This is a genomic window from uncultured Aliiroseovarius sp. (assembly GCF_947497285.1).
Classification (GTDB): Bacteria; Pseudomonadota; Alphaproteobacteria; order Rhodobacterales; family Rhodobacteraceae; genus Aliiroseovarius.
Window position 1 is genome coordinate 270,222 of sequence record NZ_CANMFT010000001.1, and the last position, 25,847, is coordinate 296,068.

The 25,847-nt window shown below is 56.8% G+C and carries 23 protein-coding genes; 11 read left to right on the forward strand and 12 right to left on the reverse strand.

Annotated elements, in window-relative coordinates:
• The first annotated feature begins 65 nt into the window (after positions 1-65).
• Positions 66-1,559 (forward strand): nucleobase:cation symporter-2 family protein, encoded by a 1,494-nt coding sequence (locus Q0864_RS01305; RefSeq protein ID WP_298565409.1) that lies wholly within the window; start codon positions 66-68, stop codon positions 1,557-1,559.
• Positions 1,560-1,636: 77 nt separating this feature from the next.
• Positions 1,637-2,143 carry an AmiS/UreI family transporter gene (locus Q0864_RS01310; protein WP_298565411.1) on the forward strand — a complete coding sequence of 169 codons (507 nt, stop codon included), beginning with the start codon at positions 1,637-1,639 and terminating at the stop codon, positions 2,141-2,143.
• Between the two features lie 4 nt (positions 2,144-2,147).
• Here Q0864_RS01310 and Q0864_RS01315 read toward each other — a convergent pair whose 3' ends face one another.
• From Q0864_RS01315 to puuE, 7 genes are all read right to left on the reverse strand, one after another.
• Entirely contained in the window at positions 2,148-2,900 is a 753-nt protein-coding gene (locus Q0864_RS01315) for a sulfite exporter TauE/SafE family protein (RefSeq protein ID WP_298565413.1), read from the reverse strand.
• Between the two features lie 123 nt (positions 2,901-3,023).
• Positions 3,024-4,769: a dihydrolipoyl dehydrogenase gene (lpdA, locus tag Q0864_RS01320; protein WP_298565415.1), complete on the reverse strand. Its 1,746-nt coding sequence runs from the start codon at positions 4,767-4,769 to the stop codon at positions 3,024-3,026.
• A gap of 13 nt (positions 4,770-4,782) precedes the next feature.
• Positions 4,783-6,060, reverse strand: a complete 1,278-nt coding sequence (locus Q0864_RS01325) for a 2-oxo acid dehydrogenase subunit E2 (protein WP_298565417.1) — start codon at positions 6,058-6,060, stop codon at positions 4,783-4,785.
• Between the two features lie 23 nt (positions 6,061-6,083).
• Positions 6,084-8,741, reverse strand: a complete 2,658-nt coding sequence (gene aceE, locus Q0864_RS01330) for a pyruvate dehydrogenase (acetyl-transferring), homodimeric type (protein WP_298565419.1) — start codon at positions 8,739-8,741, stop codon at positions 6,084-6,086.
• Positions 8,742-8,951: 210 nt separating this feature from the next.
• Positions 8,952-10,388 (reverse strand): nucleobase:cation symporter-2 family protein, encoded by a 1,437-nt coding sequence (locus Q0864_RS01335; RefSeq protein WP_298565421.1) that lies wholly within the window; start codon positions 10,386-10,388, stop codon positions 8,952-8,954.
• A 50-nt stretch (positions 10,389-10,438) separates the two neighbouring features.
• A complete protein-coding gene (locus Q0864_RS01340; RefSeq protein ID WP_298565423.1) occupies positions 10,439-10,930 on the reverse strand; it encodes an ureidoglycolate lyase in 492 nt (163 codons plus the stop codon).
• The gene (gene puuE / locus Q0864_RS01345) at positions 10,927-12,342 is read right to left on the reverse strand and encodes an allantoinase PuuE (protein ID WP_298565424.1); all 1,416 of its coding nucleotides are present in this window, start codon (positions 12,340-12,342) and stop codon (positions 10,927-10,929) included. The genes Q0864_RS01340 and puuE overlap by 4 nt, the downstream gene beginning before the upstream one ends.
• Before the next feature lie 148 nt (positions 12,343-12,490).
• Here puuE and uraH point away from each other — a divergent pair, with 148 nt between their 5' ends.
• Positions 12,491-12,844, forward strand: coding sequence for a hydroxyisourate hydrolase (uraH, locus tag Q0864_RS01350; protein WP_298565426.1), 354 nt, complete (start codon positions 12,491-12,493; stop codon positions 12,842-12,844).
• Between the two features lie 11 nt (positions 12,845-12,855).
• Here uraH and Q0864_RS01355 read toward each other — a convergent pair whose 3' ends face one another.
• Positions 12,856-13,761, reverse strand: a complete 906-nt coding sequence (locus tag Q0864_RS01355) for a LysR family transcriptional regulator (RefSeq protein WP_298565428.1) — start codon at positions 13,759-13,761, stop codon at positions 12,856-12,858.
• A 100-nt stretch (positions 13,762-13,861) separates the two neighbouring features.
• On the opposite strand from Q0864_RS01355, the gene Q0864_RS01360 reads away from it, so the two are divergent.
• Positions 13,862-15,121 (forward strand): urate hydroxylase PuuD, encoded by a 1,260-nt coding sequence (locus Q0864_RS01360; protein ID WP_298565429.1) that lies wholly within the window; start codon positions 13,862-13,864, stop codon positions 15,119-15,121.
• A 135-nt stretch (positions 15,122-15,256) separates the two neighbouring features.
• On the opposite strand, the gene Q0864_RS01365 is transcribed toward Q0864_RS01360, so the two are convergent.
• Genes Q0864_RS01365 through Q0864_RS01375 form a run of 3 tightly spaced genes read right to left on the reverse strand, consistent with a single transcriptional unit; the run spans position 15,257 to position 17,751 of the window.
• Positions 15,257-16,300: a succinylglutamate desuccinylase/aspartoacylase family protein gene (locus tag Q0864_RS01365; protein ID WP_298565431.1), complete on the reverse strand. Its 1,044-nt coding sequence runs from the start codon at positions 16,298-16,300 to the stop codon at positions 15,257-15,259.
• Complete coding sequence (gene rimK / locus Q0864_RS01370) at positions 16,300-17,205, reverse strand: 30S ribosomal protein S6--L-glutamate ligase (RefSeq protein WP_298565433.1); 906 nt, start codon at positions 17,203-17,205, stop codon at positions 16,300-16,302. Before rimK ends, Q0864_RS01365 begins: the two co-directional genes overlap by 1 nt.
• Before the next feature lie 54 nt (positions 17,206-17,259).
• Entirely contained in the window at positions 17,260-17,751 is a 492-nt protein-coding gene (locus tag Q0864_RS01375; RefSeq protein WP_298565435.1) for a RimK/LysX family protein, read from the reverse strand.
• Positions 17,752-17,807: 56 nt separating this feature from the next.
• Here Q0864_RS01375 and Q0864_RS01380 point away from each other — a divergent pair, with 56 nt between their 5' ends.
• The 7 genes from Q0864_RS01380 to Q0864_RS01410 all read left to right on the forward strand — a co-directional run bounded on the left by Q0864_RS01380 (position 17,808) and on the right by Q0864_RS01410 (position 23,793).
• Complete coding sequence (locus Q0864_RS01380; protein ID WP_298565437.1) at positions 17,808-18,119, forward strand: hypothetical protein; 312 nt, start codon at positions 17,808-17,810, stop codon at positions 18,117-18,119.
• Between the two features lie 352 nt (positions 18,120-18,471).
• A complete protein-coding gene (locus Q0864_RS01385; RefSeq protein WP_298565438.1) occupies positions 18,472-19,335 on the forward strand; it encodes a hypothetical protein in 864 nt (287 codons plus the stop codon).
• Between the two features lie 235 nt (positions 19,336-19,570).
• Positions 19,571-19,873, forward strand: a complete 303-nt coding sequence (locus tag Q0864_RS01390; RefSeq protein ID WP_298565441.1) for a helix-turn-helix transcriptional regulator — start codon at positions 19,571-19,573, stop codon at positions 19,871-19,873.
• The gene (locus tag Q0864_RS01395) at positions 19,866-21,086 is read left to right on the forward strand and encodes a type II toxin-antitoxin system HipA family toxin (protein ID WP_298565442.1); all 1,221 of its coding nucleotides are present in this window, start codon (positions 19,866-19,868) and stop codon (positions 21,084-21,086) included. The genes Q0864_RS01390 and Q0864_RS01395 overlap by 8 nt, the downstream gene beginning before the upstream one ends.
• 87 nt (positions 21,087-21,173) lie before the next feature.
• The gene (locus tag Q0864_RS01400) at positions 21,174-22,247 is read left to right on the forward strand and encodes a cell envelope integrity protein TolA (protein WP_298565444.1); all 1,074 of its coding nucleotides are present in this window, start codon (positions 21,174-21,176) and stop codon (positions 22,245-22,247) included.
• 248 nt (positions 22,248-22,495) lie between these two features.
• Complete coding sequence (locus Q0864_RS01405; protein WP_298565446.1) at positions 22,496-22,693, forward strand: hypothetical protein; 198 nt, start codon at positions 22,496-22,498, stop codon at positions 22,691-22,693.
• A gap of 353 nt (positions 22,694-23,046) precedes the next feature.
• Positions 23,047-23,793: a hypothetical protein gene (locus tag Q0864_RS01410; protein ID WP_298565447.1), complete on the forward strand. Its 747-nt coding sequence runs from the start codon at positions 23,047-23,049 to the stop codon at positions 23,791-23,793.
• Here the strand turns inward: Q0864_RS01410 and Q0864_RS01415 are convergent.
• Positions 23,790-25,817, reverse strand: a complete 2,028-nt coding sequence (locus tag Q0864_RS01415) for a DNA phosphorothioation-associated putative methyltransferase (RefSeq protein WP_298565448.1) — start codon at positions 25,815-25,817, stop codon at positions 23,790-23,792. The genes Q0864_RS01410 and Q0864_RS01415 overlap by 4 nt on opposite strands.
• Positions 25,818-25,847: the final 30 nt, after the last annotated feature.

Consider the following 25,847-nt stretch of genomic DNA (forward strand, 5'->3'; position numbering starts at 1 on the left):
GAGGATCGCCGTAGGAGCGTTCCGACCTCACGGCCATAAACACACATTGGAGGAGGATAACCAAAGTGTCAGCACTTACTACAGACGTGGACGCAGTTGACGAGAAACTGCCGCCCGCGAAACTTTTCACGCTCGGACTACAGCACGTTCTTGTGATGTATGCCGGGGCCATCGCCGTGCCGCTGATTGTTGGCCGCGTTCTGAAACTTAACCCTGAACAAGTGGCCTTTCTAATCTCGGCCGACCTTTTTGTGTGTGGCGTCGTGACCATCATCCAATCGCTGGGCGCGTCCAAATGGTTTGGCATCAAGATGCCCGTCATGATGGGCGTGACCTTTGCGTCGGTCGGCCCCATGGTGTCGATCGCCGTGGCAAACCCCGGCGTTGATGGGGCGCGAATGATCTTCGGGGCCATTATTGGCGCCGGTATCATCGCGATGCTGATCGCGCCACTGGTCAGTCGCATGTTGCGATTCTTCCCACCCGTTGTCACAGGCACGATCATCCTTGTAATCGGTGTTACCTTGATGCGCGTTGGGATCAACTGGATCTTCGGTCTGCCTGTCGGCCCCACCGCCCCTTCGGTCATGGACCCGTCCCACATTGACTGGCTGAACCAAGTGAAAGAGCTGGGCGCGGGCGTTGTGCCGGAAATCCCCAACGGGCTGAAGCTGGCCCCGACTGTGGATAACGTGAAATACGCCACCCCGCAAAACATGATGATCTCGGGCCTTGTGCTGTTGACCATCGTGCTTGTGATGAAGTTCGCAACCGGCTTCCTTGCCAACATCTCGGTCCTGCTTGGCATTATCGTGGGCGCGGTCTTTGCGGCCTCGATCGGGATGATGAATTTTGACAGTGTCGGCCATGCGGGCTGGTTTGCCCTGATCACACCTTTCCGTTTCGGCTTGCCGATCTTCGATCCGATCATGATCCTGACCATGACGCTTGTCATGATCGTTGTGATGATTGAATCGACCGGTATGTTCCTGGCCTTGGGCGAGATGTGCAACAAGAAGATCGAACGCCCGTCGCTGTCGGCTGGCCTTCGGACAGACGGTCTGGGCACGCTGATCGGTGGGGTGTTCAACACCTTCCCCTATACATCCTTCAGTCAGAATGTGGGCCTTGTCGGCGTGACCGGCATCCGTAGCCGCTATGTCTGTGTGGCCGGTGGTGCGATCATGATCGTGCTGGGTCTGGTGCCCAAAATGGGCGCGCTGGTCGAAGCCCTGCCGGTTGCCGTTCTTGGCGGTGCTGGTCTGGTGATGTTCGGCATGGTTGCCGCAACTGGCGTGCGCATTCTGGGTGGCGTTGACTTCAAGACCAACCGTTACAACGGTCTGATCGTCGCCATTTCGCTGGGCATGGGGATGATCCCCCTGATCGCGCCGCAGTTCACCATGTGGTTGCCGCACTCGATCGAGCCGCTGATCCACTCGGGTATTCTTCTGGCGGCGATTGCCTCGGTTGTGTTGAACATCGTGCTTAACGGCACCAAGGACGTGTCAGAGGAAGAGCTGGTGCAGGCCGCTAAGCAATCAGATGGTGGTCACTGATTCACTGATCTGACAAGCTGGTAAAATTGGGGAAGGGGCTTTGTCCCTTCCCTTTCTTGTTGGCAAAGGAAAAACGCATGTTGCTGGGGATCACCTTGCTTTATGTCGGCGCGGTGCTGGTGCTGAACAGCATCTGGCTGGCGGGTCGGATTGAAGATCGCGAGATCATCGTGATCAATGTGGCTGTCGCGGCGATTTCGACCTCTATCGCGTTGGGCTTGGCCATCGGGGCGACGGATCAGACCGGGATGCGCGACGCGGCGATGACGCTGCTGTTTGCGATCACCTATGGGTGGGTCGCCTATAACCGGGCGTCCGGCAGTGACGGGCGCGGGCTTGGATGGTTCAGCCTGTTCGTCGCAATCACCGTCCTGCCCATGGCTTTCGTGGCTGCGCCCCCATCCCTTTGGGGCATGTGGATGGCGGCAAGCTGGGCAGCGTGGTCGGGGTTGTGGTTTATCTATTTCCTGGAACTGGGGTTGGGCTGGAACATCCGCAAGCTGACGGTCGCGACGACCTTTGCCACGGGCGTTTTGACCGGCTGGCTGCCGGGTCTATTATTCTTGCATAGCGTGATGCCCTAACGGGTCAGGCCGCGAGGAAGCGATAAAAGAAAACGGCGCTCATCGAGAAGCCGATCACGGCGATGATCAGGCGCAGGACCGGCACCGGGATCGCACGGGCGACGGGGGCGCCGGTATAGCCGCCAATGGTGGACGCCACCATCATCACCAGCGCCTGCTGCCATGCCACCAGCCCCGCCAGCGCGAAGATCGCAACTGAAATGGCGGACAGCGCGAAAGACAGCCCGTTTTTCAACCCGTTCATCTGGTGGATGTTGGACATGCCCCAAAGCGAAAACAGCGCCAGCAGGACGATCCCCAACCCGCCGTTGAAATAACCGCCATAGATGCTGATCCCAAACAGCCCAACCGCCCCGTAGGGGGTGACGGATCGACTGTGCTTGGCGCTCCAGTCGCGCAACTGATTGCCAAACAGAAAGACCAACGTCGCCGCGAGCAGCAGAAACGGCACCACGGCGGCAAATGCCTTGTCGGACGAGATCAACAGAAGCCCCGCGCCGACAACCCCGCCCGCGAGTGTGACCAATGTCAGTTTAACCATCAGTTTGCGGTCAAAGCTTTTAAGCTCAGGCAAGAACCCCATCGCGCCGCCCAGATAGCCGGGAAAAACCGCAACGGCGCTGGTGGCATTCGCGGCCACAACCGGCACGCCGGTAAAGACCAATGCGGGCAGGGTCAGGAAGGTGCCGCCACCGGCGATGGTGTTCAAAACGCCCGCCGCATAGGCCGCGATGGCAAGGATGATGAAGTCTTGCATGAAGGATGCTCGTCTTTGGGTTGCCCCATTCTTAGGGGGCTGGGGTAAGGGCTGCAACAAAGGAAAAGGCGCGCCACGATGGGCGCGCCTTGTCTGTTCTGCGGGCCCGGTTCGGGCCACCTATCACTTCTTGCGTTTCTTCGGCGGGATCAGGTCGGTGATCGTGCCTTCGAACATCTCGGCGGCAAAGTTCACAGTTTCCGACAGGGTCGGGTGCGGGTGGATGGTGTGACCCAGATCGACCGCATCCGCGCCCATCTCGATCGCCAGCGCGACTTCGGCGATCAGGTCGCCCGCGTTGGGGCCGACGATGCCCGCGCCGATCACCCGATCATCAGCCTCGTCAAAGAGCAATTTGGTGATCCCTTCAGAGCGTCCCAGCGACAGCGACCGGCCCGAGGCTGCCCAAGGGAAGCTGCCCTTGCCGACCTTGATGCCTTGCGCCTTGGCCTCGGTTTCTGTCAGGCCGACCCAAGCCACTTCGGGGTCGGTATAAGCGACGGAGGGGATGACGCGCGCATCAAAGAAGCGTTTTTCCCCGGCGGCGACTTCGGCGGCGACCTTGCCTTCATGCACGGCCTTGTGTGCCAGCATCGGTTGGCCGACCACATCGCCGATAGCGAAGATATGTGGCACACCGGTGCGCTGCTGGTTGTCCACGTTGATGAAGCCGCGTTCGTCCACGGCAACACCAGCTTTTTCGGCGTCGACCATTTTCCCGTTGGGCTTGCGTCCAACCGCGACCAACACCTTGTCGAACGTGTCGGTTTTCTCGCCGTCCGGGCCTTCCATCGTGACCTTCAGGCCCTTCTTCTGCGCCTCGACCGCAGTGACTTTCGTCTTGGTCAGGATCGCTTCATAGCGCCCCTCGATCCGCTTGTGCAAAGGTTTCACGATGTCTTTGTCGGCGCCCGGAATGATCTGATCCATGAACTCAACAATGGTCACTTTCGACCCCAGCGCATCATAGACCGTGGCCATTTCCAAGCCGATGATCCCGCCGCCAAGCACCAACAGGCGCTTCGGCACGTCTTCAAGCTCCAACGCGCCAGTTGAATCGATCACACGTGGGTCGTCATGCGGGATGAAGGGCAGGGTGACGGGTTCGGAACCCGCCGCGATCACGCATTGATCGAAGCTGACTTTGGTGATGCCGTCATCGGTCTGCACCTCGATCATGTTCGGGCCAGAGAAGCGGCCATAGCCGTTCACGACCTGAACCTTGCGGCCCTTGGCCAGCCCGGACAGACCACCCGTCAGCCCGGTCACGACCGAAGATTTCCAGTCGAGAAGCTTCTTAAGGTCCACCTTGGGTTTTGAGAAGGTGATGCCGTGCTCGCCCATCTCTTCCGCCTCGGTGATGACCTTGGCGGCGTGCAACAGGGCTTTTGACGGAATACAGCCCACGTTCAGGCAGACCCCGCCAAGCGAGCTGTCTTTTTCGATCAGCACGACCTTTTTGCCAAGGTCAGCAGCGCGGAAGGCGGCGGTATAGCCACCGGGGCCAGAGCCCAGAACAACCACTTCGCCGTGAATATCACCGGGGCCGGTTGCCGTGCCTGTCGCCGCAATAGCGGCTGGGGCAGGGGCGGCGGCGTCCTGTGCGGCCGCCGTTGCTTCGGCAGGCGCGTCACCCGCGTCGGCTGCGTCCAGCACCATGATGACCGAGCCTTCGGACACCGTGTCGCCTTCGGCCACTTTGATTTCCTTCACCACACCTGCGGCGGGCGAGGGCACTTCCATCGTGGCTTTGTCGCTTTCCAACTCTAACAGCGGGTCTTCGACCGCAACCGTGTCACCCACGGCCACAAGAATGCCGATGACCGGAATGTCCGAGAAATCGCCAATATCAGGAACTTTTACATCCATGTCTTCGTTCCCCTTACAGCATCAGCCGGCGCACATCGCCGAGCAGGTGTTTCAGTGTTGCGTTGAAGCGCGCGCCAAGCGCACCATCAATCGCGCGGTGATCAAACGACAGGCTAAGCGGCTGCATCAGACGCGGCACAAAGCTTTCGCTGGCTTTGTCCCAGACCGGCGAGATTTTGGCCCGCGTCAGGCCCAGAATGGCCACCTCTGGCGCGTTGACAATCGGCGTAAAGCCGGTGCCGCCAATGCCGCCCAGAGACGAGATTGTGAAGGTCGCACCGGACATATCGGCCGCTTTCAACTTGCCGTCACGGGCTGCGGCGGACAGGCTGCCCAGTTCCTTCGAGATCTCGATGATGCCCTTGCGGTCTGCGTCCTTCACGACCGGAACCATCAGGCCCTGCGGCGTGTCTGCGGCAAAGCCGATATTGTAGAAGTTCTTCTTGATCAGCTTGTCACCATCGGGATGGATTGACGAGTTGACCTCCCAATGGTCCTTCAGGGCCGAGACGCTGGCCTTAATCACGAAGGACAGAAGCGTCACGCGATAACCTTGTTCCTTGGCTGCCGTATCCAGTTCTTTGCGATAGGCGTCCAGCTCGGTGATGTCGGCTTCTTCGTCGACAGTAACATGGGGAATGTTTAGCCATGCACGGTGCAACGCGGGGCCGCTGAGCTTTTTGATCCGTGGCATTTCGACATCTTCGACGGGGCCGAATTTGCTGAAATCAACGGCTGGCATCGGCGGAATACCCATGCCACCGCTGGCAGCGGCACCTCCGCCCGCAGGCGCGGATCGGGTTTTGAGCGAGGCGGTCACGTCCTCGCGCAGGATACGACCTTTGCGACCCGTGCCGTTCAGCGTGGACAGATCAATATCCAACTGGCGGGCAAAGGCGCGCACCGACGGGCTGGCATGGGCCTTGCCAAAACCGGCATCGGTAACAGCCGCCGGGGCGGCTGCCGGTGCAGGGGCTGGTGCGGCTTGGGGCGCAGCGGCGGCCGGAGCAGCCGGAGCGGGGGCCGCTGGTGCTGCCTCGTCAGCCGGAGCAGCGCCTTCGCCTTCCAGCAGAAGGATAAGCGAGCCTTCGGACACGTTGTCGCCTTCGGACACCTTGATCTCGGTCACTTTACCCGCGGCGGGGGAAGGAACTTCCAACGTCGCCTTGTCGCTTTCCAATTCAACAATTGGGTCTTCTTCAGCAATCACGTCACCAACGCTGACCAGAACGGTCACAACGGGCACGTCGGAAAAATCACCGATGTCGGGAACTTTTACTTCGATCGTCATTGTATAATCTCCTGTCTGTCCGTTCACACCAAACGCGGGTTGGGTTTGTTGCCGTCGATGTCATATTTGGAAAGCGCATCTTGCAGCTGTTTCTTCGTGACGTTGCCGTCGCGATAAAGGTCCACCATGGCGGCGGCGGCGATGTGGTTTGCGTCCACTTCAAAGAAGCGGCGCAGGTTCACACGGCTGTCCGAGCGGCCAAAGCCGTCTGTGCCCAGCACCGTATAGCGACCCGGTACACAAGACCGGATCTGTTCCGCGAAGTTTTTCATGTAGTCGGTCGCCGCGATGATCGGACCTTTGGCCTTCGACAGCTGTTGGGTCACGAAAGGCTCGCGCGGGTCGGAAAGCGGGTTCAGTCGGTTCCAGCGGGCCGCATCCTGACAGTCGCGCGCCAATTCGTTGAACGAGGTTGCCGACCAGATTTCTGCCGTGACGCCGAAATCTTCTTTCAGCATTTCGGCGGCCTTGATTGCCTGCACCAAAATGGTGCCCGACCCCATCAGGGTCACGTGCTTCTTGCCGGGCTTCTTGACCTCTTGCAGGCGGTAAAGCCCCTTGATGATCTCGTCCTCGACGCCCATCGGCATGTCGGGGTGCGAATAGTTTTCGTTCATCAGGGTCAGATAGAAATACACGTCCTCCTGATCGACATACATCCGTTGCAACCCGTTATGAACGATCACCGCCACCTCGTATTGGAAGGTCGGGTCATAGGTGATGCAGTTCGGGATGGTGCCGGCCAGAATGTGGCTGTGACCGTCTTCGTGCTGCAAGCCTTCGCCGTTCAGCGTGGTGCGTCCGGCGGTGCCGCCCAGCATGAAGCCACGCGCGCGGCTGTCGCCTGCGGCCCAGGCCAGATCGCCGATCCGCTGGAACCCAAACATCGAATAGTAGATAAAGAACGGGATCATCGGCACGCCGTGATTGGAATAAGACGTCGCCGCCGCGATCCAATCGGCCATAGCGCCAGCTTCGTTGATGCCTTCCTGAAGCACCTGACCGTTGATGCTTTCCTTGTAATACATCATCTGATCGGCGTCTTCGGGCGTATAGTTCTGCCCTTCGGGGTTATAAATCCCGACGGACCGGAACAAACCCTCCATCCCAAATGTGCGACTTTCATCCGGCACAATCGGAACGATGTTCTTGCCGATATTCTTGTCCCGCAGAAGCGTGGTCAGAATGCGCACAAACGCCATGGTGGTCGAGATTTCGCGCTCGCCCGTGCCCTTGAACTGGGCGGCGAACTTGTCCAGGCCGGGGATTTCCAGCTTCGGGGTGTCGCGCCAGTGACGCTTGGGGAACTCTCCGCCCAGCTTCTTGCGCTGATCCGCCAGATAGGCTTTTTGCGCATTGTTCAGTTTGACGAACGGGGCGTTTGGCAAGTCCTCGTCGCTGACGGGGATGTCGAAACGGTCGCGGAAGGCACGCAGCTGGTCCACAGCCAGTTTCTTTTGCTGGTGCGAGGTGTTCATGCCTTCGCCACCGGTGCCCATGCCGTAGCCTTTGACGGTTTTCACCAACAGGCAGGTGGGCTGGCCCTTGTTGTCCGAGGCGCGTTTGAAGGCCGTATAAACCTTTTGCGGATCATGCCCGCCCCGGCGCAGCGCCCATATCTGGTCATCGGTCCAGTCTTCAACCAGCGCCGCCGTTTCAGGGTATTTGCCGAAGAAATGCTTGCGGATGTAAGCACCATTCTTGGATTTGAAGGTCTGATAGTCACCGTCGACGGTTTCATCCATCAACTGACGCAGACGGCCCGAGGTGTCTTTTTCAAGCAACTCGTCCCAGCCTTTGCCCCAAAGCAGTTTGATGACATTCCAGCCTGCGCCGCGGAAGTCGCCTTCCAGTTCCTGCACGATTTTGGAGTTGCCGCGCACAGGGCCATCCAACCGTTGCAGGTTGCAGTTCACGACGAAGATCAGGTTGTCCAGCCCTTCGCGGGCGGCCAAATCAATCGCGCCGCGGCTTTCCGGTTCGTCCATCTCGCCATCGCCAAGGAACACCCAGACCTTGCGGTCGGCCATGTCGATATGGCCGCGGTTGTGCATGTATTTCATGAACCGCGCCTGATAGATCGCCATCAGCGGGCCAAGACCCATCGAGACGGTCGGAAATTGCCAGTAATCGGGCATCAGCCACGGGTGCGGATAGGACGAAAGACCGCCGCCATCGACCTCGGAACGGAAGTTTTCCAACTGCTCTTCGGAAATGCGGCCTTCCATGAAGGAGCGCGCATAGATACCGGGGATCACGTGGCCTTGGAAAAACACAAGGTCGCCGCCGTGAATGGCAGATTTCGAGCGCCAGAAGTGGTTCAGCCCGATGTCATACATGACCGCCGAGGATGCGAACGAGGCGATATGCCCGCCGTATTCCGACGATTCCTTGTTGCGGCGGACGACCGTCGCCATGGCGTTCCAGCGGTTGATGGTGCGGATGCGCCATTCCATGTCCAGATCGCCGGGGATCTCGATCTCATCATCAGACGGGATGGTGTTCTGATATGGCGTGGTGGCCGAAAACGGAAGGTTCGCGCCGGCCGCACGGGCTTGTTGAACCGATTTATCCAGCAGGAAATGGGCGCGGTCGGGGCCGTCCCTGGCGATGACGTCTTCAATCGCTTCCTGCCATTCGCGAGATTCAATTGGATCGATATCATTGGGCAAATCAACCATGGAGGGGTCTCCGTTTTGTGCTTTTCATTAAGCGATAGTGATCTATCGCGTGGGCTTTGCCCACACAGTTTCTTGATTTTGTCCGGTCGGATACGGGGAACGCGGGTCAGAAACATCGCGGCGATGGATGGCGGCGGCCGCGGATTTCTCTAAATCTAGACACTACTTTGGGTTGGTCCGACGCCCCAGAGCGGGGCGTCGGAATGTTGGTTATACGTGGTCGTCGCGCGCGATCGAACCATGTCCATGTCCGGCCATACCGCCGGAGACTTCTTCGGTTGCCTCATCCGCCAGTTCGTGCGGCAGGATCAGGTTCAGGACAATCGCGATCAGGGCTGCGGGCAACAGGCCCGAGGTCAGCAGGATACGCGCTGTATCAGGCATATGCTGAAGCGCACCCGGTTCCAGTTGCAGACCAAGGCCAATCGACAGGGCAATCGCGAAGATCACCATGTTGCGACGGTTCCAGTCCACATCCGACAGCATCGAGATACCAGCGGCCACAACCATGCCGAACATCACGATCACGCCGCCGCCCAGAACTTCAATCGGAACGGTGCGGATGACGCCGCCGACTTTCGGCACCAGACCGCAGATGATCAGGAAGATCGCGCCACAGGTCACAACGTGGCGGCTCATCACACCGGTCATGGCGATCAGGCCCACGTTCTGGCTGAACGAGGTGTTGGGGAACGCGCCGAAACAACCGGCAACCGCTGTGCCGACACCATCGGCGTAGGTCGCACCCTGGATTTCCTTGTCGGTCGCTTCGCGGCCCGCACCACCTTTGGTGATCCCCGACACGTCGCCAACCGTTTCGATCGCCGAGATGAAGGCCATCAGGCAGAAGCCGATAACCGCCGCGGCAGACAGCTCGAAGCCGTATTTGAAGGGCATCGGCAGGGCAAAGGCGCTGGCGCGGCTCCACGATCCGGTGATGGCTTCAATCGACAACATGCCAACCATGATCGAATAGATGTACCCAACGACCAGACCAATCAGCACAGCCGAAATCGACAACATACCTTTGGTGAAGAACTTCAGGCCAAGGGTCACGAAGATCACGATCAACGCCGCAGACCAGTTCAGAAGCGAGCCATATTCAGGGGTGCCAATCGCGGGAACACCGCCAGCGGCATACTGAATGCCAACCTTCACAAGCGCCAGACCGATCATGGTTACGACAAGGCCGGTAACAAGCGGGGGCAAGGCAAAGCGGAGTTTGCCAACAAATGTCCCGATGATGGCATGGAAGATACCGCCAATGATGACGCCGGTGAACAGGGCCGCCAGCGCGTCAACGCCTTTGCCTGCAACCAGCGGGATCATGATCGGCAGAAACGCAAACGACGTCCCTTGAACGATGGGCAGTGCTGCACCAATCGGGCCCAGCGTGATCGTCTGAAGCAACGTCGCGATGCCAGCAAACAGCATCGACATCTGGATCAGATACAGCAGTTCCGGGAAATCGGGTGAATTGGACCCAAATCCGAAACCGGCAGCACCGGCCACGATGATCGCGGGCGTGACGTTTGATACAAACATCGCCAAGACGTGCTGGATGCCCAGCGGGATCGCCTTGTGTAGGGGTGGGGTAAAGTTAGGATCGCGCAGTTGTTCTGCCGTCCCAATAGAATTGTCAGCCATGGTTTCCTCCCGTTTGACTGTTTTGATGTCCAGCTTCTAGGGCAAGAGCATCAGGCTATGGATTCGACGACGTAGGGGTCGTCGAACCAATACTCTTCCAGGTTCGCGCCATCGCCGATCCGGTCGACAACGATGAACTGGCCTGGCTGTTCGATTGGGGCGAGCACACCGTGCCACACGCCCCTGAGCAAGTTGATGGATTGGCCCGGTTGCGACACGAAGGCCTTAAGATTAACGGGAGTGCCGTCCTGATCATCTGCAACAACCACAAGCATCGGCACCTTTGATACAGGCACGAAGGCCTGACTTCCGTCCGGGTGGCGTTCGACCATATCGACCACATGTGGAAACTGGCGCGCCTTGGCGTCAAACAGGCTGATGCCGGCTTGGCCATCGCCAAAATCCATCCGGGCAAGGTCATGGTGACGACCGCACATGCCCTGGTTGATGATCTTGTCTGGCGTGCCTTCGACCTCGATCACGTCGCCGTATGGGGCGAACGCGGCTGATGTCAGCGGCTGCGTGGAAAGCAATTCAGTCACGGAAGCAGATCCTTCAGGCGGAATTGCGCGATGCGTTCAACCTGACGGCAGGCTTCCGCGAATTCCGTATCGCGGTCGTTGTCGATCCGTTCATTGAAGTTAGCCAAGATCGAAGCCTTGTCGTGATCACGCACAGCGATGATGAACGGGAACCCATGTTTTGCAACATATTCGTCGTTCAGCTTGGTAAATGTTTCGCGTTCTTCGTTGGTCAGGAAGTCCAGACCAGCCCCGGCTTGTTCCGAGGTGCTTTCGGCTGTCAGCTCGCCTGCCGCGGCAAGTTTCCCGGCCAGGTCGGGGTGCGCGGTCAGAACGCCAAGGCGCTCTTCTTCGGACGCGACACGGAATGCGCGCGACAGGGCGTTGTGCACGCCCGCAGCGCTGTCATGGGCCGGTCCCAGTTCCAGATCGAAGGCGCGTTCGGCGATCCAGGGCGAATGCTCAAAGATCGAGCCATACAGCGACACGAACCGCGCCTTGTCCATCTGACTGGGGCGTTCGAACCGTTTGGGCGGATGGGTCTTGGCCCAATGGTCGGCAATGTCGATGCGGCGCGGGGTCCAGACGCCGTCATGGGCCTGAATGTGGTCAATGAAGCGCTTCAATCCGGCGATCTTGCCGGGGCGACCCACAAGGCGGCAGTGCAATCCAACGGTCATCATGGCAGGACGCCCAGCTTCACCTTCGGCGTAAAGCATGTCAAACGCGTCGGTCAGATAGCGGCCGAAATCGTCACCTGTCACCCAGCCGGGGGCGGTGGCGAACCGCATATCGTTGGCCTCTAACGTATAAGGAATGATCAGCTGATCACGGTCGCCGACTTCCATCCAATAGGGCAAATCGTCGTCATACGTATCCGACACATAGGCAAACCCGCCTTCTTCAGCGGCCAGTCGCACGGTGTTTTCCGAACACCGGCCCGTATACCAGCCGCGCGGCCGTTCACCGACAACTTCGGTATGCAGGCTGATTGCTTCTTCGATCGAGGCGCGCTCGGCATCCTCGGGCATGTCTTTGTGTTCGATCCACTTCAGACCGTGGCTGGCAATCTCCCAGCCCGCATCCTTCATCGCCTGAAGCTGTTCAGGGCTGCGCGACAACGCGCGGGCGACGCCATAGATGGTCAGCGGAATATCGGCGCCAGTGAACAGACGGTGCAGACGCCAGAACCCGGCGCGCGCGCCGTATTCATACATCGATTCCATGTTCCAGTGACGTTTGCCGGGCCACGGGGCGGCACCGGGAATGTCGGACAAGAAGGCCTCGGACGCGTCATCGCCGTGAAGCACGCAGTTTTCCGCGCCTTCTTCGTAATTCAACACGAATTGAACCGCGACCTTGGCATTGCCCGGCCATTGCGGATTAGGTGGTGTTGGGCCGTAGCCACGCATGTCACGAGTGTAGCGGGTCAACGCGAGTCTCCTTGAATTTCAGTTTTCTTATAGCGCAAAACAATCACTGCAACTTTCATATTTTTTTTGAAAGAGCTTTTTGACAGTTCTCTATGTATTGATAACCAAGCGCGCGACATTAATGAGCCAAATCAGAAGGAGACGCGAAATGACCGGATATCTGACAACGCACGTTCTGGACACGGCCCGAGGTTGCCCGGCTGAGGGGCTTGAGATCGACCTGTATCGGATCGAGGGTGAGACACGCACCCACCTGCGTAGCCTGAAGACCAATGATGATGGCCGCACGGACGAACAAATTTTGCCCGCTGGTGAGTTTGCCATCGGAACATATGAGCTTGTATTCCATACGGGTGCGTATCTGGATGCTATCGGCACCCCGCCTGAAGAACCCCGGTTCCTTGATGTGGTTCCGCTGCGTTTTGGGATGTCCGAGCCTGCGCATTACCACGTGCCGCTTTTGCTGTCGCCGTTTGGCTATTCGACCTATCGCGGCAGCTAAGGCGTTTCGCCTTAGTCCGGCATAGACGCCAGAATATGATCGACCATGAAATCGATGAACAGGCGGGCCTTCGGGTCTTGCCTGCGTCTGTGCATGTAAAGACAGGCCATCTGGATTGGAAGCGGCGGCTCTTTGTCCAGAACCGTGACCAAACGGCCAGCGGCAAGGTGATCTGACACTTCGAACTGCGGCTTGAGGACAATCCCGTGCCCCGCCAAAGCCCAGCTGGTCAGGATCTCGCCATGATCCGATTCGAATGGACCCGAGACCGTGACCCGTTTGACCCCATCAGGCGCTTGCAAGGGCCATTGGAATTCCGGCGCGCCCGGATAGCGCAGGTTCAGGCAGACATGCATGTCTGTTTTCAGCTCGTCGCTGCTGGTTGGCTGTCCATGGCGCTTGATATAATCAGGCGAAGCGCAAAGGACACGCGGGCAATCCGTCACCTTGCGAATGCGCAGGTTGCTATCCTCCGGCACGCCCAGAAAAAAGGCAGCGTCCAACCCTTCGGCAGCCAAATCAAGCTTACGGTCAGACAGGCGCAAGCGGATATTGATCAAGGGGTAGGCCTCGTGGAACTTCGGCACGGCAGGCGCGATGAATTTCTGACCGACCCCAAGCGGCGCGGCCACATATAGCGTTCCGCGGGGCGACCGGGTGATGTCGCTGATGTCTGCCTCGGCTTCGTCCACCGCTTCGAGGATCTTGATGGCGCCCTTATAGAAGGTGTTGCCTTGCTCGGTCGGGTTCAGCTGGCGCGTTGTGCGCTGAAAAAGCCTGACATCCAGATGGTCTTCCAGTTGCGAAATGCGCGACGATGCGACGGCTGCGGAAATCCGCAAGTCGCGCGCAGCCGCCGACATGTTTTCCAGTTCATAAACGCGGACAAAGGTCCGAATATTGTCCAGATAGGCCATTCTATTCTTCGTTTTTTTTTGAAGCAGCTTGGGTTTTTTCCCTAATACACGATAATCTTGTCATGCACTAGCTTTGGAAAAAATGTAGGAGGAACACCCCATGCAAGATCTTGCTATCATGTGGGACTGGCTGGCCTTTGCGGTCCGTTGGTTGCACGTCATCACTGCCATGGCCTGGATTGGCTCGTCCTTTTACTTCGTCGCCCTTGACCTTGGGCTGCGCAAAGCTCCGGATTTGCCTGTCGGCGCCCATGGCGAAGAATGGCAAGTTCATGGGGGCGGGTTCTACCACATCCGCAAATTCCTTGTGGCCCCGGAAAACATGCCGGAACATCTGATCTGGTTCAAATGGGAAAGCTATACGACTTGGTTGTCGGGTGCGGCCCTTTTGATGATCGTTTACTGGGTTGGCGGCGAGCTTTACCTGATCGACGCCCAGAAAGCAGATCTGGCGCTGTGGCAAGGTATCGCGATCTCGGCTGTGTCCTTGTCGATCGGTTGGATTGTCTATGACCGGTTGTGCAAATCGACGCTGGCCGAAAACCCCACGGTTCTGATGGTTCTGCTGTTCGTGCTGCTTGTGGCAATGGGATACGGCTATAACCAGATCTTCACGGGCCGGGCGACGATGCTGCACCTTGGCGCCTTCACCGCGACGATCATGACCGCGAACGTGTTCTTCATCATCATGCCCAACCAGCGTATCGTGGTGAAAGACCTGCAAGAAGGCCGCACGCCGGACGCCAAATATGGCAAGATCGCCAAGCTGCGCTCGACCCATAACAACTATCTGACGCTGCCGGTCATCTTCTTGATGCTGTCGAACCACTATCCGCTGGCGTTCGCCTCGGAATACAACTGGATCATTGCAGCCCTTGTGTTCCTGATGGGTGTGTCGATCCGCCACTACTTCAACTCGAACCACGCGGGCACAAGTGACCCCAAGTGGACATGGTTGGTGACGGCGGTTTTGTTCATCATGATCATGTGGCTGTCGACCGCACCGTTGGAGAATGACACGCTGGAAGAGGCCGAAGCCCGCCCGCTGAGCAAAACCGAGCAGATCTTCGCGAACGCCGAAGGGTTTGAAGAGGTCCAGGACATTGTCCTGGGCCGCTGCTCTATGTGTCATGCGCGCGAAGTCTTCTATGACGGCATCCGCCGGGCGCCCAAGGGCATTCATCTGGAAACCGCCGGTGACATCACCCGCGCCGCGCGTCAGATCTATATTCAGGCCGGGGTAACGGTGGCAATGCCGCCCGCGAACGTGTCCTTCATGGAGGAAGAAGAGCGCAAGAAAGTCGTGGCTTGGTATCAAAACGCGTCCAAGGATCTGCCGTTCTATATCGCATCGAACTGAGCCGCCCTGCGAGACGACAAAACCAAGGCCCCCGCGACAAGGTCGCAGGGGCCTTTTTCTTGTCTGCGATCATGTCCGCGCGCGGGTCACCCTGTCGCAAACACCGAAAGCTGGCGAAGGATTGTCGCCATTGGCTCAGATAATCTCATCCTCATCGAACAAAGGATCGGCGCTAAGCTGCGCGGCCATATCATCGACCGCATCGGCCGTGGCGTTGCGTTTCTGAACCTTGGCAATGTGAAACACGCCGTCGCCTTCATTCACGACAGGAAGGTTGGTGCGCCCGATGATCAGCCCGGCGATCGGGGCGATGACCTCGTGTTCGACATCCCCGAACGGGTTGGAGACGATCCCCAGTACGTCGCCTTCATCAACCGCCTCCCCGGTGGATCTGAACATCCGGATCAAGCCGCCTGCCGGTGCGCGCACCCAGCTGCTGGACGTGGAATAGGCGCTGTCAGTCTTAGACTTGCTGACCCCCTTGACGGGGATCATGTCCAGCGCATGCATTACCCTAAGAATACCGCGCACGCCCGCGCGCACGGCAAATTCATCGAATCGCAGCCCTTCGCCCGCTTCGTAAAGCAACATACTCACGCCATGGTCCAGCGCGGCCTGCCGCATCGACCCTTCGCGTAACGGGGCGGTTAGGATCACTGGCGCGCCAAAAGCCTCGGCAAGGGCCAATGTGTCAGGGTCAGCGGGCGAGACGCGAATTTGGGGCAAGTTGGTGCGGTGTATCGCGGCCGAGTGCAGGTCGATGCCGAAATCCGACCGGGTGACAATTTCTTTCATGAACAAATGGGCCAAGCGGCTGGCAAGTGACCCGCGCGCGCTGCCTGGAAAGGACCGGTTCAAATCGCGACGATCGGGCAAATATCGCGAATGGTTGAGAAACCCGAACGTGTTGACGATCGGCGCGATCAGGATCGTGCCTCGGATATTGCCCAGCATACGCGCCTGCATCAAACGGCGCGCGATCTCGACGCCGATCACCTCGTCGCCATGCACCGCTGCGCTGACAAACAGCGTGGGGCCGGGTCTGCGCCCATGAACCACATGAACCGACATGGTGACCGGTGTGTGGTCCGACAGAACGCTGACCGGCAGGTCTACGGTTTCGCGCGTGCCCGCAGCGATCTGGTGGGTGCCAATTTCAAAAGGCGCGACCTTCAGCATCAGCCTTTGCCCCGCGTCCTTGTTTTGTTTGGCTTGGCGTTCTTTTCAAGATACTCGATGATCTTGTCCGCCACGTCGATACCGGTCGCCTTTTCGACGCCCTCAAGCCCCGGCGAGGAATTGACCTCCATTACCACCGGGCCGTGATTTGACCGCAGCATGTCCACGCCACAGACATTCAGGCCCATTGACTTGGCGGATCGAACCGCAGTTAACCGTTCTTCCGGTGAAATCTTGATCGCCTTAGCCGAGCCGCCACGATGCAAGTTCGACCGGAAATCCCCCTCGGCGCCTGTGCGTTGCATTGCTGCGATGACCTTTCCGCCAACCACAAGCGCCCGAATGTCGGTGCCGCCGGCTTCTTTGATGAATTCCTGCACCAGGACGTGAACATTGGCACCCCGAAACGCTTCGATCACCGATTTGGCGGATCGATTGGTGTCAGCCAAGACAACGCCGATCCCTTGTGTGCCTTCCAGAAGCTTGATCACCAATGGGGCGTCACCAGCAAGCTTAAGCACCTGTTCGGTCTGCTTGGGGTCGTTGGCGAAGGTGGTCACCGGCAAGCCGACACCTTCGCGTGCCAAAAGCTGCATGGACCTGAGCTTGTCTCGCGATCGGCCGATGGCTACGGATTCGTTCAGCGGAAAGACGCCCTGCATCTCAAACTGTCGCAACACCGCCATGCCGTAAAACGTCACTGACGCACCGATGCGCGGAATGATTGCATCGTAGGCTGGCAGCTTTTCACCCTCGTAATACACGTCTGGTCGCCGTGACGCGATGTTCATATAGCAACGCAGCGTGTTGATGATGTCCAGAGAATGCCCCCGTGCTTCCGCGGCCTCTTTCAGGCGCTGATGGGTGTAAAGCTTTGAATTAACGGCCAGCATTGCGAGTTTCATCGGTTTCTCCCTGAACCTCTGGCGTGATGCCTTTTGGCTTTGTTGTTGTGGCGCCTAAGGCGTTTCGGCGGATTTGCCGATTGCATCGCGCATCCGGGGCGGCCCGGCAAGAAAGGAACTGCCCGGATCCACAAGGACATGGCGACCGCGAATGGCCGTCCGCCCGAGGATCAAGTCGAACTCCATTTTCTTTCGGTCTGCAAGCGATACTTCAATGTGCCAGCAATGACGCCCAAGTAACAGGGTCGTTCGCACGATCAATCGACGCTCTGGAATTCCGCCGGTGTTTTTGATTTCCCGTTCGCCCAGCAATTGGGCTTCAACCTGCGACAGTTTTCGCTTGCCGTTTACGGGTGTCAGAAAGCGGACCCATTCCTGATCGTCCCGAAAAAAGCGCTGCTGTTCTTCGGCATGCAGCGCGGATGTGCGTGCGCCCGTATCAATCTTGGCTTTGACGCGGCTGATCCCGAAATCCGGCAAGCCAACGTTTTCTCGCCAACCGATCGTCTCGAACGTGCGTTTGCTTAATTTTTTGGGCGGTTTCACGTCAGGCGACCTTTCGAACAAGGCAGGGCAAGCGCTAAGCTGTGCGACGAGGTGTCGTGCAGCGCACCACCTGTTTCCAGCGGCACAAATGGTTCTTTCGGAATAACTTGGGTCAAATTGAATGTCTCATTCGCTATTATCAAAGCCGGTCCGGTCTGCAGTTTCGCGTGCTGGATTCGGCCCGAGTGCGCTCTTTTCCTGTGTTGCCTGACCCACCGATCGCGACACCAATAGAGCAAGGTAAACGCGGGCAAGGCCCAGATGTCATTGTTTCCCATTTTGACAGCTCAGGTAAACCAAAAACATGCGAGGAAAGCGATGTGCCTCTCGGCGATCCACTGATGTCCCGCCAATTTGGCGCTTCGTGACGTCAGAGGCGATCGCGCATGCGCTGCCTTTGCGGTGCCAAACAATAAAGATTTCTTCTGGATGGGGATGGAGGCGAGTACCGGAATCGAACCGGTGTACACGGATTTGCAATCCGGAAAATTTCGTTGATTTCAAAGGGAAAAATTGTAAACGGACTTGTTTCGTTCAGGGTCACTTTTCAATAGGTTACGAGGCCCAAGTAAACGGTTTTTCAAAGGCTCTTGCTCTGACGAAAAGGCAAAGAAAAACCGCTGAGGGGGCGGCCACCCACCTCAACGGCATAGAAGAATACTTCCGTCCCAATACCTACGGCATTTCCGGTCTGACCTCAACCCAATTGGCGGTGAGATCATGAGCTGGCGCATCGCAAACGAATGCGCCGAGCGTCGCTTTGGCAGCGCCGCGCGCAAGCAGATCATCATGTTCCTGGCCGACAAGGCGAGCGATGACGGCTCGGGCATCTGGTGTTCCAAAGGGACCATCCAGCGCCACACAGAGCTCAGCGAGAGCACGGTCAAGCGCACCATCATCGACTTCCTGCGCGAAGGCATTCTGATCGAGACGGGGCGGCGGCACTGCAAAAACGGCTACACCGTCATTTACCGCATTGTACTGGAGCGCGTGGCCGCGCTCGAACCTACGGCTGAGCCCGACATCGACACGGGGGTCACTGTGAACCCCGTCCAGCCTGAACCCGGCACGGGGTCCACGGTGAACGGGGTACGGGGTTCACGGTGGACCCCAAACCATCCTAAAACCATCCATAAACCACCTACGCGCAGGCGCGAGGCGGCGGAGGAGGTTGAAGATCTTGAAACTGCGAAGATCTTGGCGGCCTATCCCGAAGACAGGATCCGTGACCGACGGACCAGTCTGCGTTTGATCTCAGGGGCCGTGAAGGCCGGGGTGGAGTCCGATGACCTGCTGCAGGCGGTCAAAGCCTATGGCAAGGAAAGCGAAGGCTACACGCGCAGCAAGGTCTGTTTCTCAGACAACTGGTTCAAAATGCGCCGATGGGAAAAGGGGCTGGCTCAGATACAGGCGGACCGTGAGAAGGCGCGAGAGGCCAAAGCCAAAGGGCGCGCCAGCCTCGTCGAGTGGATCCACGAGCGCCATCCTCTATGCCGCCACATCACAAACCGGCAGATCGAGGATTTGATCGCGTCGAAGCTGGTGACGCCCGAACAGGTGCGCGCTGCGGGGCTGCAGGCATGACTTTCGAAGCAGGGCCACGCAATCGTTTCGTTCGAGCAGACGCGTTGTATGAGTGTGGTGAGGTGACCGGCTTGTGTTGCTTGATGGTAACCTTAATGGGCTCAATGTCATTTTGAGGTAACAAAATGTGTGACTGGAGTGGCAGCAGTGGATTATAGAGCTGAGCGGTGGAAATTGACATTAATGTTCTCTCAGTTTAACATATAAAAGCTTAATGTCGCCTGGAGATATCATTATGGCTGTTCCGATCAAGATGCCAAGGGCGGCGCGTAAGGAGCTCGTGACACTTGGGGAAAACATTCGCGTTGCACGACTGCGCCGCAAGTTAACCGCTGAGATTGTTGCGCAGCGCGCTGGTACAACGCGGCAGACCATCGCGAAGATCGAAAGCGGGAACCCCGCAGTCAAGATCGGCACCTACGTGGCAGTACTGCAGGCGCTCGGCCTGCTGAAAGGTTGGGGGGATATCGATGATCCGGTTGGCGAGCAGTTGGCCCTGGATGACCTCCCGCAGCGTGCGAGATTGAAAAATGGTTGAGGTCTGGATCGACTGGAAGGGGCTGAAACAGGTTGGCACGCTCCACCGCACAGCGGGACGCGGCAGAGAGCGGGTGTCCTTTACCTATCACGATGACTGGCTTGCCGACGAAAATGCCTTTGGGCTTTCGCTGGACATGCCTCTCGTTGCAGGGCAATTCGTGCCTGAGGCAGGGCAGGACATGCTTGCACCGCTTGGGGATTCTGCCCCTGATACTTGGGGCAGAACGGTGATGCGGCGCTTTGAGGGGCGCATGGCAGAGGCCGAGGGGCGACGTCCGAGAGTGCTGCAAGAAACCGACTACCTGCTTGGGGTGAATGATGAGGCCCGGCTGGGTGCGCTGCGCTTCAAGGTTGATGGTGAGTTTCAAGCGCGCGAAGGCATCGGCGTGCCTGCGCTCGTGAGCCTCGGAGATTTGCTTCATGCGTCTCAGCGCGTTCTTCGCGGGGAAGAGACCGCTGAAGACCTCCAAATGCTGTTTGCTCCGGGAAGTTCTCTGGGCGGCGCTCGGCCGAAAGCCAGCATCCTCGACCAACACGGCCGTCTTTCTGTCGCCAAGTTCCCGAAGGAGACGGACACCTATTGCGTCGAACGCTGGGAAGCCATTGCACTGGAATTGGCAAGACGCGCCGGAATCACGGTTTCGGATCACACGCTTGAGATGGCAGGCGACAAACCGGTTTTCTTGTCCCATCGTTTTGACCGGAACGGTGATGGCAGGATCCCGTTCATCTCAGCCACGGCGATGCTGGGCGGCAAAGATGGCGAGAGCTACAGCTATTTAGACCTGGCCGATATCATCACATCAGAAAGCGTCACGCCCGACCAAGATCGCGAGGAGCTATACCGGCGGGTTGCCTTTTCCATTCTCGTGACGAACCTCGATGACCATATGCGCAATCACGGATTTCTGCGTGGGCGGGGCGGCTGGCACCTCTCACCGGCCTACGACATCAATCCTGTGCCGAACCAACCACGGGTGCTCAAGAGCTACGTTGATGACGACAATCCGGACGCCAGCATTGCCCTGCACCGCGCGCAACATGAATCCTATCTTCTCGAAAGCGGCGAGGCAGACCGCATCATTGCAGAGGTAGCCGAAGCAACTATGGCTTGGCGTGACGTTGCTCGGGCTTTGGGGGCTCCGGAGAGGGAAATCAAGGAGATGGCGACAGCCTTCGAGCACGAGGAAGCGGATTTGGCGCGAGCGTGAATTATGGTGATCGGCCAGCCTGGGGTTCTTGAGATGAGGACGCAAATCCATTGGCCTCGAATTAAAATACTTTGAAAGCGGATGCTAATGAGCAGATCCAAATTTGAACTTAACCTCGATACTGTTCGAAAATTGTCGCTTTTCGTTTTGAACAGCTTGACTGATCAGCCAAGAGAGTGGGTTGCTGTCGGTAAGGCTTATCAGGAACTGCACGGCTTTGGCGACGATCCGATCTTCAACCAGGTTTTCGTGCGCCTCTTCACTGTGATGAGAGATGAAATGTGGGTCGGGTCTCCGCAAGAAGGACCGAAATTCACGGTCGGCCTGACCTTCAAAGGGCAAACCGTCATCCGCCACGAGGCGGAAATAGACTTGATCTACGAGCGACACTTTCATTCATGGGCAAAGACTATCGAAACAGCTGCTAGAAAGCAGCGGCATCTCGATCAACAACGGGCAGCCAAAGAGCAAAAAGTCCAAAAGAGGCTGGAAAAGGGGAAATCAAAAGAAGCTCGCAGAAAAGAAGAGGTGAAGCGGCAAGCAAAAGCTCGTCAGAAGCGAGAGATGTCATCACTCGTCGAAAGCGGAAAAAGAATTCGCTCTTCCCTGTCCAGGTCAAACAATGAGCAACTCTTAAACCTGTGGAAGGCAAACACATCACGTGCAGCCAATTCGACAGGCCAAAAGAAAAGCGAACACCTTTTGATTGTTTCCGCTGTCGAAAAGGAGTGGAGGCGAAGGGTTCGAGATCTGCCCGAGGTGGAAGCCTTCAAATGGCCCACCACAGATGTTGGAAGTGGTCATGGTGGCGGTGATTTTGAGAGGGCTGAAGAAAGTTTTCTGAAAGTGCTCGGATATACCGTCGGGAAAACAAATGGCTTGCCAGCATCAACACGGCAGTTGATCCTGGACCGCTGCTTCTCGGGACATCTTCCACCAGTCGAAGGGATTTCGGCGCTTCGTATGTGGGGCGAACCAAAGTCTGCTTTGAGGCTTCGAAAAATCGCTTATCACATTGCCGGTCTAGCGAAAAACTTCAAAAAAATGCAGTCACGCGGCTACGAGGATGCGATTTCGGATTGGGAAGACGATCTGAAGTACATGCATGACAAATACTACGTCCGTCATTTTGGTTTCAGTTGGCCTGGCCGTGGTCTCTAGTTCTGGTTCTTTTAAGGTTTGTGAAAGTTTCGCAGCAGTATTTTGGGGTTGCCAGATTTTCGTTCTCACTGCCGTGTTTCCGATTGCTGAACATAAGCGGGCAGCCGTATCAGACGCGGGGCAGTCCCCTCTTCAACAAGAAAATTCCCCTGCGCTAGCGCATTCCTCGCGAGGCAAGTTTCTCGCTGACAGCCACTTGGTGCCAGCTTTGGTCATGTTCATCGAAACACTCAAAATGAGGATCAAAAATGGCTACTCAAACTCTGAAACTGAACGTCAAATCCGGCGAAAAAGACGGCAAGAACTTCTGGGACCGCTGCGGCGTCCTCTTCGTCAACACTGACGACAGTGGCAACATCACGTCGATCAACGTCAAACACAGCATGTTTCCCGACGTCGAAATGGTCGCCTTCCCGCGTCGCGATGAAGTTCCGGTCACCGAGTGACCTGAGCGCCAGGGCGGGTTACCCGCCCTGGCCATTATCGCTGAAAGCCATCTGGCCGGTCGTTTCGAGATGAAACTTACCAATTACGCAGCATGGTAAACATGGCTGTAAAGTGCTTGAATGGATGTACTCCCTGGTCAAATTTTAGGGGAAACTGAACACCTAAAGTGTTGTGATTGTGGTGCATTTACACTCCAAGCTATTTGCTTTGAATTTCACGCGGCGAAAAGGTCACCAGAATGCCAAAATGGGAGCGTCAATACACAGCGATTGATCCAATGGATGAATTGCTAAGATGTACATGTGGAAAGCCTGATTGTCCGACCGGGAACCTCCGCCCACTGCGGGAGCACATGGGCGCTCTCATCCAAGCGATTTTGTCTTGTGGCCATGTTGGACTTATCGATGGAGGCCAGGATCCATGGCCTGGAACTCTGTATTCGTTGCACATGGCTGTCAGTATCGAGGACGTTTTTGTCGATCCGGCATACATTGATGAAAGCAGTTCCGGACTATACTGTGATAGCGCTTGGGAGTTCGATGAGGAGCAGCGTGAGACTTCGTCAAAGTATGTCGCAGCGCTTGCCATCTTCAATTTTATTTGGATGGCATACGAAGAAGCGATCGGATACTGCCTTGGCGAAAACTTTTCAAAAGATAAGCCAGCCGTCCAATCACGAAAGTTCCTGAATGGCACGGAAGAGAAACATGAAACAAAAATCGCTTCTTTCAATGCGGTCTATAGAGCCACCGCAAGAATATGCGGCAAACGTAGTGGACTAAAAGACGGTATTGACCTTATTCAGACTAAGTACAGGCTTGAAGGTGCGTCGGCAGCGGCAGAGTTGATGCGGCTGTTCCGAAATCATGTAGTGCATGGCGATGATAGTACCCCCCTTTCTGGAGGCTCGACAACTGTTGCGCATTTCTATGCTTCAGCAACGCTGTTGTTGATGCTGATCCAGATCCTGATTTTGCATCGAGTCACTAATCAATCGGCCAAGATCCCACTTTCACTAGTTTTAGATGACAAAGGGGAGCATTCTGCTGGGTTTGTACTTTTGAATCTCCATCGACCTGAGGATCGCTGGCTTACCTAGCTGGGAATTCTCACGCCAGCTTTGAGGAGGGTCTGAGCAAACTCCCTAAAACTTGGTCCCTCATTGCTGAAATTGAGAGTATTCAAGTCTAGGACTTCCTGATCAAATGCTTTCTGCGCCGCTTGCCGAGGATCAGTCTCTTTCATGTAGCGGGATTTTAGATACAGAAGTCGGACGTCATTGTCTGCAGAATGGTCGATGATGGAAACGTCGAAGGTGTCGAACTCGACTTTCACCCGGGTCATCAAGCGAGGCAAGAAGGACGTCTCAAAATCGGCATAGGTTAGCGCAGTCAGCTTACGGCTGGTAATGTGAATTCTCAGCAAAGTTGTTTCGGACAGATCACCCGCTAGCCTTTCAGCGAGAGCGACGAACCCTCGAAGCCTGACGGACAGTTCTTGGAGCCTATTAGTGGGAAATTGATATCTGCCCTGTTCTAAATGACCGATTCCAGCAGCGGCTGCCGTTTCAGCATCTTCTAGGCGAAGGTCCTGGTTGCCGATCGAATAGAGGAGCGCTTGTCCAGATTCCTGCGCTCTTTTGTGGCTGCCAAAGAAAGCACGAATGTCGCGCCGTAGTTCAGGAGGAAATGAGCCATACGATCTTCTTTGTGAGAATGCATGCATTGCGAAGTGAAGGCTTAGATCTTCAGTTCTTGTGGCGACGATTCCTTCAAGTTCCTCGTGACCTATTTCTGCAATTGCCTGACTTGCCGCATACTGAAGGCCTTGCTTTGATCGCGAAAGCTTCGTCACAAGGCTCTTGGGAAGTTCTGAGATATCGGGCTGACGGCCAAAGGCCCTGATCTCAGCAGCAAGGTCTAGGATGGTTGTTTTGTTGAGCTTGTCGTTGGGGTTTTTGGGGGTGCCTTTTTTCGGTGCACTTGGTTTTGGAACGGAGCGATACTCACGGCCTTTGAAGCCTATTTGACGCCTTAGTAAATATCTTTGCTCTTCCAACTCGTCCCGAAAGACCAAAAATATACCTTGGCCTACGGCCAAGGGTTCGACATTCAAAATGCTTACGATGAAGTCTCTGAGTTCTGCTTGGGTATAGTACTTTTGGAATGTCTGTCGGGACGTCAAGTATCCGTCGCGGTAAGGCCGCACGCCACTCAGGTCAGCCTTGCCGTACAACATGACGGATACGGCCAAGCAGAGCTCCGTTAGACTGAAGGCGCGCTTAAGTGCTTCTGCCCGCTCTTCAGGATCTTCGATTACGTTGAGCACAAATCCAAGATTAGTGATTTGGCTCTTTTTTAGAGTACTGGGATCTCGTCGATAGTGGGGATCCCAACCTTCGACGGTATAGCCATCAGACTGTAGGGCTCGGATGTCATCACCTTGACCGCATCCATAGTCCAAAACGGTTCTATCGCGACGGATCAGACCACTTGTAAACAGCAGGTACATTGGCGCTGAGAGCGCAGCTCGCGTGATCGCCGTTTTGTGGCGCTCAACAGTGTTTTTCTCTGGGCCATTCATTTCATCGGCTGATTTCTTGGAGGACTCTTCTGAGATCAAATCGCTCTGCACGATGTGAGGACCTTCGACGGTCAATCCGGCTTCAGCCAATGTCTTCATCCAAATCCGCCGCGTTCCCTTGTTTGCCATGTTCTTAAAGAGCCCCTTGCTCTCTAAGGACTGCGTCAGCTTTGCAAAGTCATCTCTTAGCGGATGATCCGGGGCTAGGAGTAGCTCCTTTCTGTGTAGAATGGGTGGGTTTGCGTCAGAATATTTTCTCAGTTTTGCTCCTTCTTCCGAGAGGTTGACGAGTAGGCTTGCCCGCAGCTCTGGAAAAGCCACGGCGCTAAAGTCTTGATAGTCCAAAAACGAGAAGGTCTGGTCGTTTTGCCCCGAGATCTTCAACACTGACCATTGGAAATCTTCCGGAACCCTTTGCAGTGCAAGGCTCAGCTTATCCTTTGCGCTCGTCTGAAGGTGATCGACCGCGCTACGGTGCACGTAGATCGCCTGGCCTACCTTTTTTCCAACCGCATTTTTGAGAGATTTATTGTTTTGCAAGTTTCACCCCTCGGGTTTGGATCTTTCTAA